11 protein-coding genes are annotated in these 9,001 nt (G+C 76.4%); 6 read left to right on the top strand and 5 right to left on the bottom strand.

Annotated elements, in window-relative coordinates:
* The 3 genes from AC5FZL_RS13350 to AC5FZL_RS13340 all read right to left on the bottom strand — a co-directional run.
* Positions 1 to 925: carbohydrate kinase family protein (locus AC5FZL_RS13350; RefSeq protein ID WP_493619370.1), on the bottom strand; the 925-nt coding region annotated here is incomplete at its 3' end.
* The gene (locus AC5FZL_RS13345) at positions 922 to 1,575 is read right to left on the bottom strand and encodes a transaldolase family protein (protein ID WP_493619369.1); all 654 of its coding nucleotides are present in this window, start codon (positions 1,573 to 1,575) and stop codon (positions 922 to 924) included. The genes AC5FZL_RS13350 and AC5FZL_RS13345, both read right to left, overlap by 4 nt.
* A gap of 23 nt (positions 1,576 to 1,598) precedes the next feature.
* Entirely contained in the window at positions 1,599 to 2,396 is a 798-nt protein-coding gene (locus tag AC5FZL_RS13340; RefSeq protein WP_493619368.1) for an SDR family oxidoreductase, read from the bottom strand.
* A 106-nt stretch (positions 2,397 to 2,502) separates the two neighbouring features.
* Here AC5FZL_RS13340 and AC5FZL_RS13335 point away from each other — a divergent pair, with 106 nt between their 5' ends.
* From AC5FZL_RS13335 to fbaA, 3 genes are all read left to right on the top strand, one after another.
* Complete coding sequence (locus tag AC5FZL_RS13335) at positions 2,503 to 3,429, top strand: sugar-binding transcriptional regulator (protein WP_493619367.1); 927 nt, start codon at positions 2,503 to 2,505, stop codon at positions 3,427 to 3,429.
* Between the two features lie 58 nt (positions 3,430 to 3,487).
* Positions 3,488 to 4,126: a TrmH family RNA methyltransferase gene (locus AC5FZL_RS13330; protein WP_493619366.1), complete on the top strand. Its 639-nt coding sequence runs from the start codon at positions 3,488 to 3,490 to the stop codon at positions 4,124 to 4,126.
* A gap of 97 nt (positions 4,127 to 4,223) precedes the next feature.
* Positions 4,224 to 5,246 (top strand): class II fructose-bisphosphate aldolase, encoded by a 1,023-nt coding sequence (fbaA, locus tag AC5FZL_RS13325; protein ID WP_493619365.1) that lies wholly within the window; start codon positions 4,224 to 4,226, stop codon positions 5,244 to 5,246.
* 66 nt (positions 5,247 to 5,312) lie between these two features.
* Here the strand turns inward: fbaA and AC5FZL_RS13320 are convergent, their stop codons facing one another.
* Together AC5FZL_RS13320 and AC5FZL_RS13315 are read right to left on the bottom strand one after the other, a co-directional pair.
* Positions 5,313 to 5,750 (bottom strand): STAS domain-containing protein, encoded by a 438-nt coding sequence (locus AC5FZL_RS13320; protein ID WP_493619364.1) that lies wholly within the window; start codon positions 5,748 to 5,750, stop codon positions 5,313 to 5,315.
* A gap of 143 nt (positions 5,751 to 5,893) precedes the next feature.
* Positions 5,894 to 6,253 (bottom strand): STAS domain-containing protein, encoded by a 360-nt coding sequence (locus AC5FZL_RS13315; RefSeq protein ID WP_493619363.1) that lies wholly within the window; start codon positions 6,251 to 6,253, stop codon positions 5,894 to 5,896.
* 72 nt (positions 6,254 to 6,325) lie between these two features.
* On the opposite strand from AC5FZL_RS13315, the gene AC5FZL_RS13310 reads away from it, so the two are divergent.
* From AC5FZL_RS13310 to AC5FZL_RS13300, 3 genes are all read left to right on the top strand, one after another.
* Positions 6,326 to 6,787, top strand: coding sequence for a DUF3151 domain-containing protein (locus AC5FZL_RS13310; RefSeq protein ID WP_493619362.1), 462 nt, complete (start codon positions 6,326 to 6,328; stop codon positions 6,785 to 6,787).
* Positions 6,784 to 7,800: an NAD(P)/FAD-dependent oxidoreductase gene (locus AC5FZL_RS13305; protein ID WP_493619361.1), complete on the top strand. Its 1,017-nt coding sequence runs from the start codon at positions 6,784 to 6,786 to the stop codon at positions 7,798 to 7,800. Before AC5FZL_RS13310 ends, AC5FZL_RS13305 begins: the two co-directional genes overlap by 4 nt.
* A gap of 39 nt (positions 7,801 to 7,839) precedes the next feature.
* On the top strand, positions 7,840 to 9,001 hold a 1,162-nt coding region (locus tag AC5FZL_RS13300), incomplete at its 3' end, for a helix-turn-helix domain-containing protein (protein ID WP_493619360.1).

Raw genomic sequence — 9,001 nt, 5'->3', positions numbered from 1 at the left:
GCGTGCACGTGTCGGCGGCGACGAGGCACGCCGCCCGCACCAGGTCGGTGAGTTGCGCGGCGTCCAGGGCGCGCAGGGCGTCCCGGGAGAGGAGGCGCCGGTCGTGCAGGTGGGCGAGGGCGCCCGCCGTGAACGCGTCCCCGGCGCCGACCGTGTCGACGACGGCGACCGGTGGCGCCGCGGCGCTCGCCGTCGCCACCGGGGTGCTGGCCACGGCGCCGTCCGCGCCGTGGGTGACGATCACGAGGGACGCCCCGGCGGCGAGCCACTGCGCGACGACCTCCTCCTCGCGGCGGTCCGGGTGCAGCCAGGCGAGGTCCTCGTCGCTGACCTTGACGATGTCGACCAGGGGCACCCAGGCGGCGAAGCGGCGCAGGTGCGCCGCCCGGTCGGGGACGAGGCCGGGCCTGATGTTGGGGTCCAGGCTGACCACCCGGCGCCCGGTCTGGCGCCGGAGCAGCCCCTCCAGGGTGGAGGCGACCGGTTCCAGGACGAGGGCGATCGACCCGAGGTGCAGGGCGGCTCCGTCGGGCAGGGCCGCGCCGTCCGGCAGCGCGGCCAGGTGCTCGGGCAGGAGCCCGCGGTCGGCGGCGTCCGCGGCGTGGAAGGAGTACGTGGCCTGGCCGTCGCGGAGGTGCACCGCGGCCAGGGCGGTGAGGTCGTCGGTGTCCACGAGGTGGGTCGGCAGCACGCCGGAGTCCGCCAGGTGGGCGCGCAGCAGCTGGCCGAAGCCGTCGCGGGACACCCTGGCGAGCAGGGCCGTCGGCACCCCGAGGCGGGCCAGGCCGACGGCCGTGTTGAGGCACGACCCCCCGGCGTGCGGCTCGTACGCGCGGGTGCCCCGCGCCGTCGTCGCCGGGGTGAGGTCGACGAGCGCGTCCCCCGCGACGACGACCGCCGGGTGCGGCCCGGCAGCAGCGGTCACGCCGAGGGCTCCCGGACCGCGTCCTCGAAGGCGGTCGCCGCCTCTGCGGTGAGCTCGTCCGCGAAGAACTGCTCCGCGACGGCGGGGGCCGTGGTGAAGCAGTCGATGCCGCGGCGGGCCAGGGTCACCATCGCGGGCACGTCGGGGATGCTGGCCAGCAGCACCCTGGTCGAGCTGCCGGTGGCGGTGAGCAGCTCGTGCATCGCGAGGACGTCGCCGATGCCGTCGCGGCCGGCGGCCGTGAGCCGCCGCAGGTAGGGGGCGATGTAGGTGGCGCCCGCCGCCGCCGCGACGATGGCCTGGCCGGGGTCGTACACGGCGGTCAGCAGCGTGGGCACGCCCTCGGCGGCGAGGGTCGCGCAGGCCGCGGTGCCGGCCCGGGTGGCGACGAGCTTGACGACCACCTCGTCGCCGAGGCCGCGCAGCTCCCGCCCGCGCTCGACCAGCGTCGCGGTGTCCTCCCCCCAGGCCTGGAAGAAGACCTCCCGCGCGCCGGCGGCGGTCGCCCAGCGGTGGATGTCGGGGATGTCGGCGACGCTGGCGCCGGCGCGCCGCAGGATCGTGGGGTTGGTGGTGACCCCGGCGAACAGGCCGGTGTCCAGCAGGCCCTCTGCGGCGGTGCGGTCTGCGGTGTCGAGGTAGAGCTGCACGGGTGGGTCCTTCCGAGGGGTCGCTACGAGAACCACATGCCGCCGTCGACGACGATCGACTGGCCGGTGATGTAGCCCGCGTCGGGGGAGGCGAGGAACGCGACGACGCCGGCGACGTCGTCAGGGGTCTCCAGGCGGCCCAGCGGGATGGCGGCGGCCATCGCGGCCATCTCCGAGCCGGGGGCGGTGCCGCGGCGGGCGGTCATCGCCTCGTCGATCGTCTCCCACATCGGCGTGGAGACGACCCCGGGGCTGTAGACGTTGGCCGTGATGCCGTGCTCGGCCAGCTCCTGGGCGACGGCCTGCGTCAGCCCGCGCACGGCGAACTTGGACGCCGAGTAGGCGCCCTGCCACTTCCCGCCGCGGTGCGCGGCCACGGAGGCGGCGCCGATGAGCCGCCCGCCCCGGCCCTGGGCGATCATCTGCCGCGCGGCGGCGCGGTAGCAGTGGAAGACCCCGGCCACGTTCACGTCCATCGTCCGCTGCCACTGCTCGGCGGTGGTGTCGACCAGGGGCGCCGTCGGGGCGATCCCGGCGTTCGCCACCATCACGTCCAGGCCACCGAACCGGTCGGCGTGGGCCTCGACGGCGGCGTCGACCGCGTCGGCGTCGCAGACGTCGAGCGGGACGACCGCGGCGGTCCGACCAGCGGCGGCCAGCCCGGCGACCAGGTCGTCGAGGGCGCTGCGCGTGGACGGCAGGTCCGCCACCGAGACGGCGTGGCCGTCCGCCGCGAGGCGTGCGGCGATGGCGCGCCCGATGCCGCCCGCAGCGCCGGTCACCATCGCCGAACGCGGCTGGCCCCCCTCGTGATCCGACATCGACGTCTCCACCGGCCCTCTGCTAGCGTGCTCATATGAGCGCTGCGCTCTCGTGTGAGTCACATGCTCATCGGTGCGGCGACCGGGTGTCAAGGGCGGAGGCCCCGTGCACGACCTGATCACGGCCCTGGTGGCCCGCCGCTTCTACGTCGACGGCCGCACGAAGAAGCAGGTCGGCGACGAGCTCGGCATCTCCCGGTTCAAGGTGGCGCGCATCCTCGAGCAGGCCGTGCGCGACGGCGTCGTCCGCATCGAGATCGACGTGCCGCCCGAGGTCGACCTCGACCTGTCCCAGGAGGTGGCGAGCCGGTTCGGCCTCCGTCAGGCGCTGGTGGTCAAGGGGGTGGACGGCGATCCGGGGGCGACCCGGCGGCAGGTGGGCCAGGCCTGCGCGGCGCTGCTGGCCCAGCGCCTGTCCGAGGACGACGTGCTCGGCGTCTCCTGGGGGCGGAGCCTGCACGCCCTCACCGACGTGCTGCCGCGGCTGCCGGCGGCCACCGTCGTGCAGGTGGTGGGCAGCGTGCCGAGCGCGGACCTGAACCTCAACTCGCTGGAGCTGCTCCGGCGCCTGGGGGAGAGCACGGGCGGCGCCGTCCACGCGCTGCACGTGCCGATGATCGTGGACTCGCCCGACGTGGCGGCCTCGCTGCGGTCGGTCGACTCCGTCGCGGCGACCCTGTCGACGTTCTCCCGCCTGACCTGCGCCCTCGTCGGCATCGGGGCGTGGCACCGACACGGGTCGTCCCTGCGCTCGGCGCTGCCGGACCGGATCGTGCAGGACCTCGACGAGGCCGGCGCCGTGGCGGACGTCTGCTCGACCGTCCTCGACGCGGACGGCGAGGTCGTCGGTGGCGGTGCGGTGCCGGCCCGCGCCATCTCGATCACGACGGAGCAGCTGAGGGCCGTCCCCGACGTCGTGGCGCTGGCCGGTGGCGCGGACAAGGCCGCCGCCATCGCGGCCGCCGTCCGCGCGGGCCTCGTGCACCGGCTGATCACCGACGCGTCGGCGGCCACGGCCCTCCTCGGCGCCTGAGCCGCGGCGGTGCCGGCGAGGGACGTGCGCGGCGCGGCGTCGGCTAGCGTCCTGCGCCGTGGACCCCGGCGGCGCGCCCGAGGAGCGCGAGGTCGGCGTCGGCCCGTGGGTGGGGCCGTGGCCCGACGACCCGCGCTACGACCCGCAGCTGCTGGCGGAGGGCGACCGGCGCAACGTCGTCGACCGCTACCGGTACTGGAGCGTGGAGGCCGTCCGCGCCGACCTGGACACCTCCCGGGCCCCGGTGCACGTGGCCGTGGAGAACTGGGTGCACGACCTCAACATCGGCTCCGTGGTGCGCACGGCGAACGCGGTCAACGCCGAGGGCGTCCACGTGGTCGGGCGCCGGCGCTGGAACCGCCGGGGCGCGATGGTCACCGACCGCTACCTGCACGTGCACCACCACCCGGACGCCGCCGCGCTGGCCGGGTGGGCCGCCGAGCGGGGGCTTCCGCTGCTGGGGATCGACAACCTGCCGGGCGCGGTGCCCCTGGAGACCGCCGACCTGCCGCGGGCCTGCGTGCTCGTGCTCGGGCAGGAGGGCACCGGCCTCTCTCCCGACATGGCAGCGCACTGCACCGCGGTGCTGTCCATCGCCCAGGCCGGGTCGACGCGCTCGCTGAACGCCGGCGCCGCCGCCGCGATCGCCCTGCACGCCTGGGTCCGCCGCCACGTCTTCGGCCAGCGCCCGCTCTGAGCGGGCGTGGGGCCGCCGCCGTGGAAGGATCGGCCGCGACAGCCGCAGACGACGTCCCGCTGCCGCGGCAGGTGGGACCACGCAGGAGGAACCCGGCATGCCCATCGCCACCCCCGAGGTCTACGTCGAGATGCTGGACCGCGCCAAGGCCGGCGCGTTCGCCTACCCGGCGATCAACGTCACGAGCTCGCAGACCGTGATCGGCGCCATCCGAGGCTTCGCCGAGGCGGAGAGCGACGGCATCATCCAGGTCTCCACCGGCGGTGCGGAGTACGCCTCCGGCTCCTCCGTGAAGGACATGGTCACCGGCGCCGAGGCGCTGGCCGAGTACGCCCACCACGTGGCCAAGAACTTCGGCGTGAACATCGCCCTGCACACCGACCACTGCCCGGCCGACAAGCTCGACGGCTACGTGCGCCCCCTCCTGGCGATCAGCGAGGAGCGCCTCAAGAGCGGTCGCGGGCCGCTGTTCCAGTCGCACATGTTCGACGGCTCGGCCGTGCCGCTGGAGGAGAACCTCTCCATCGCCGCCGAGCTGCTGGAGCGCTGCGCGGCCGCGCACGTCGTCCTCGAGATCGAGGTCGGCGTCGTGGGCGGCGAGGAGGACGGCGTCGCGAACGACATCAACGACAAGCTGTACTCCACCCCCGAGGACGCCCTGGCCACCGCCGAGGCCCTCGGCACCGGCGAGAAGGGCCGGTACCTGACGGCGCTGACGTTCGGGAACGTGCACGGCGTCTACAAGCCGGGCAACGTCAAGCTGCGCCCCGAGGTGCTCAAGGCCGCCCAGGACGCGGTCGGCGAGAAGGTCGGCGCCGAGAAGCCGTTCGCCCTGGTCTTCCACGGCGGCTCCGGCTCGACCGCCGAGGAGATCGGCGCCGCGGTCGACTTCGGCGTGGTGAAGATGAACATCGACACCGACACGCAGTACGCGTTCACCCGCCCGGTCGTGGAGCACATGTTCAAGAACTACGACGGCGTGCTCAAGATCGACGGCGAGGTCGGCAACAAGAAGGCCTACGACCCGCGCGCCTGGGGCAAGGCGGCCGAGGCCGGCCTCGCGGCCCGCGTCACCGAGGCCTGCCAGCACCTGCGCTCGGCCGGCACCCGCATCGGCTGAGGCCGCCACCCCCACGACGGGGCCCGCCGTCCTCCCCCGGGGGAGCGCGGCGGGCCCCGTCGTGCGTCAGGCGATGAGGTCGGGGCGGTCGTCCGGGTCCTCGGGGTCCTCGGGATCGTCCGGCCCCTCGGGCAGCGTGCTGTCCACGCCCGGGTCCTGCTCGACCACGCGGAGGACCTGCTTGATGCTCGTCACCTCGATGAGGAAGCGCACGAGGTCCGGCGGCTTGATGAGCACCAGCTGGCCGGGGGAGCGCGAGGCCAGGCGCGCCAGGAAGGCCACGCCGGTGGAGTCCATGAAGGTCACGTGCTGGACGTCGACCTCGACCGGCCGGCCGGCGTCCGCGGCGTCGGCGGAGGCCTCCAGCAGGTCCGGCCCCAGCTCGGCGTCGATCTCACCGGTGAGCACGACGCGCGTCTTGCGGCTGCCGAGGATGACGTGGACCGAGCCCGGGTCGGCCGGGGGGCCGGCCGTCGAGCCGCCGGAGGTGACCGCGTCGTCCACCGTGCCTCCTCCTGCGCCGCTCGCTCGTGCCGGCGCCGCGTGCACTGCCGACGTCCGGTCGGATGAACCATAGGAGATCACGTCAAGCCGCGGGGCGCGGGCCTGCTTACAGCGTCAGCCGCGGCGGTGCTGACGGCGTCCGGTCAGGCGTCCTGCGGGCGGCGCCACGGGCCCGGGGACTCCGCCGCCCCGCAGCCGTGGTGGGCGTCGAGGCGGAAGGCGCCCAGCGCGCCGCAGATCTCCAGGACGTAGAGCACGCGCTCGCTCGCGCCGCGCAGCACGGTCGTCCCGCCGCGGCGGCGGGTCATCTCCGCCAGGGAGATGAGGAAGGCGGCGCCGGTGGAGTCCAGGAACGTCGTCGCGCACAGGTCCACGACCACCAGCTGGCGCCGCAGGCCGTTGACCCGCGCCGTCACCTCGGGGAACTGGGTGCGCTCGGCCAGGTCCAGGTCGCCGGTCACGGTCACGGTCGCCGTCGTGGCGGAGGTGGAGAGCTCGATCATCGCGCTGCAACGGTAAGCGGGACCCGGCGCCGCCGCCCAGCGGGGACACCCGCACGGCGGCAGGATGGGGCCATGCCCGACTCCCTGCCGATGCCCGCCAGCCCCGGCCGCGCCCCCGGCCCGCCCCCCGCGCTGCTGCCCGAGGACGGCCCCGACGCGCTCGTCCAGCGGATGCTGCGCGAGAAGGTCGACGCCGCGGACGCCGCCGCCGCCCACCCGGCGTCCTCGCTCGCCTGGGCCGTCCTGGCCGACGAGGCCTTCGCCGCGGGCCGCACCGTGGAGGCCTACGCCTACGCCCGCACCGGCTACCACCGCGGCCTGGACGCGCTGCGATCCCGCGCCGGGTGGCGCGGCGCCGGGCCGGTGCCGTGGAGCCACGAGGCGAACCGCGGCTTCCTGCGCGCCCTCGCCGTCCTCGGCCGGTCCGCCGCCGCGATCGGCGAGGCCGACGAGGCGCAGCGCTGCGCGGCCTTCCTCGCCGAGTGCGACCCGGCCGCCGTCGACCGCCTCATGGGCAGCGGGTACCGCGAGTGACCCGCGCCGCCGGCGCCCGCCCCCGCGCGGTCGTGGTGGGCGCCGGGGTCTCCGGCGTCGCCTGCGCGCGGGCGCTGAGCGCCGGCGGCGTGCAGGTGCAGGTGCGCGACCGCGGGCGCCGCCCGGGAGGCCGGCTCGGCACCCGCACCGTCGAGCTGCCCGGCGGCGGGGAGCACGTCGTCGACACCGGGGCGGCGTACCTCACCGCCCGCGACGAGGAGTTCGCCGCGGTGGTCCAGGACTGGGCCGCGCGCGGCCTGGCCCGCCCCTGGACCGACACGTTCGCCGTCCTGGCCCCCGGTGGCGTGCGGGAGCTGACCACCGGCCCCCAGCGCTGGGCCGCCCCCGGCGGGCTGCGGGGCCTGGTGGCTGACCTGGCCGCGGGCCTGGACGTCGTCGCCGGTGCCACCGTCCGCTCGGTCTCCGTCGTCGACGACCGGCCGGCCGCCGACGGCGAGGCCGTGGACGCGCTCGTGCTCGCCATGCCCGACCCGCAGGCCGGGCGCCTGCTGGCGGCCGACGGCCCGCTGGCCGCCGTCCGCGCCCGGCTCGCGCGCCCCTGGGAGCCGGTGGTCACCGTCTACGCGCTGTGGGCGCAGCGCTGGTGGCCCGACCTGGACGCCGGCTTCGTCGCCGACGACCCGCTGCTCTCGCTCGTGGCCGACGACGGGCGCCGGCGCGGAGACGGCGCCGCGGTGCTCGTGGCGCACTCCACCGCTGCGGCCGCGGCCGAGCACCTCGGCGACCCCGAGGCGCTCGTGGCGCCGGTGCTGGAGCGGCTGGGCGTCGTCCTCGGCGTCGCGGCGGTGCCGGCGCCGATCTCGGTGGCCGCCCACCGGTGGTCCTTCGCCTCCCCGGCACAGCCGCACGAGGAGCCGTACCTCCTCGTCGAGCCCGGCGAGGGCCTCCTGGGCGTCTGCGGGGACGGCTGGGGCGGGCGGCCGAGGGTGGAGCAGGCCTGGCGCTCGGGCACCGACCTGGGGCGCGAGGTGGCCGCACGACTGGCCGCCTGAGCCCTCCTGGAGCACAGGGTCTGGTCCTAGGATCCGGCCATGGAGTCCCTGGGTGCCCGGCTGCGGCGGCTGCGCGAGGACGCCGGCCTGTCGCAGGCGGCGCTCGGCCAGGGCCACCTGTCCACCAGCTACGTCTCGCTGATCGAGTCGGGCCGGCGCGTCCCGTCGTCGCGGGCGCTGGAGCACCTCGCCGAGCGCCTGGGCACGACGGTCGCGCACCTGCGCGACGGCATGGCCACCGACCAGGTCTCCCAGGTGCGCCTCGAGGTGGGCCTGGCCGACCTCGAGGCGGTGCAGGGCGAGCCGCTCCGGGCGGTGGAGCGCCTCACCGCCGTCGACCAGGACGTGCTCCCGGAGGACCTGCGGGCGCAGGTGCAGCTGTCCCTGGCCCGGGCCCTGCGCGCCCGCGGCGACCTCGAGGGCGCCGTCGCCCTGCTGGAGGGGCTGCTGGGGACCTCCCGCAGCGCGGGGCTGCCGCTGGTGCACGCCGAGGCCGCCACGCTGCTGCTCGTCACCTACCTCGAGGCGGGCGACCTCAACCGCGCGGTCGAGGTCGGTGACGCCGCGCTGGTCGTGGCCGAGGAGCAGGGCCTGTCGGGCACCGACGAGCACGTGCGCCTCGCCGCGTCCCTGGTCTGGGCCTGCATCGAGCGCGGGGACCTGCTCTACGCCAAGCACCGCGCGCAGGCGGCCATCGAGGTGGCCGAGCGCTCGGGCAGCCGCCGGGCCCGGGGCTCCATCTACTGGAACGCGGCGCTGGTGGCCGAGGGCCGCGGCGAGCTGACGGAGGCCCACCGGCTGACCACCCGGGCGCTCGCGGTGCTGGGGGAGGAGGCCGACGGGCTCGACGTCCCGCGCCTGCGCCTGCACCTCGGCTGGCTGCTGCTGCGCGGCGACACGCCCGACCCCGCCGCCGCGCTGGAGCAGTTGGACCGGGCGCAGTCGGCGCTCGAGGCGGCCGGGTCCGTGCCGGACGTCGCCGGGTGCGAGGTGGAGCGGGGACGGGCCCTGCTGCTGCGCGGGGACCTCGACGACGCCGAGGCCGCCGCCCAGCGCGCGCTGCGGCTGCTGGGAGACGCGCCGCGGCTGCAGGCGTGCCAGGCGCGCCTGGTGCTGGGGGACGTGCTGGAGGCCCGCGGCGACGTGCCGGGTGCGCTGGCCACCTACCGCGACGCCGTCGCGGCGCTGTCGATGATGGGCG

This window comes from Quadrisphaera sp. DVD1, assembly GCF_058932755.1.
Note: the sequence above shows the minus strand (reverse complement) of the source record. Positions and strands in the feature narration are given on the sequence as shown.

What these genes read in the sequence shown, in the direction of transcription:
- AC5FZL_RS13340 (WP_493619368.1), bottom strand. Translation starts at nt 2,396, where the DNA reads ATGTCGGATCACGAGGGGGGCCAGCCGCGTTCGGCGATGGTGACCGGC.
- fbaA (WP_493619365.1), top strand. Translation starts at nt 4,224, where the DNA reads ATGCCCATCGCCACCCCCGAGGTCTACGTCGAGATGCTGGACCGCGCC.
- AC5FZL_RS13315 (WP_493619363.1), bottom strand. Translation starts at nt 6,253, where the DNA reads ATGATCGAGCTCTCCACCTCCGCCACGACGGCGACCGTGACCGTGACC.
- AC5FZL_RS13310 (WP_493619362.1), top strand. Translation starts at nt 6,326, where the DNA reads ATGCCCGACTCCCTGCCGATGCCCGCCAGCCCCGGCCGCGCCCCCGGC.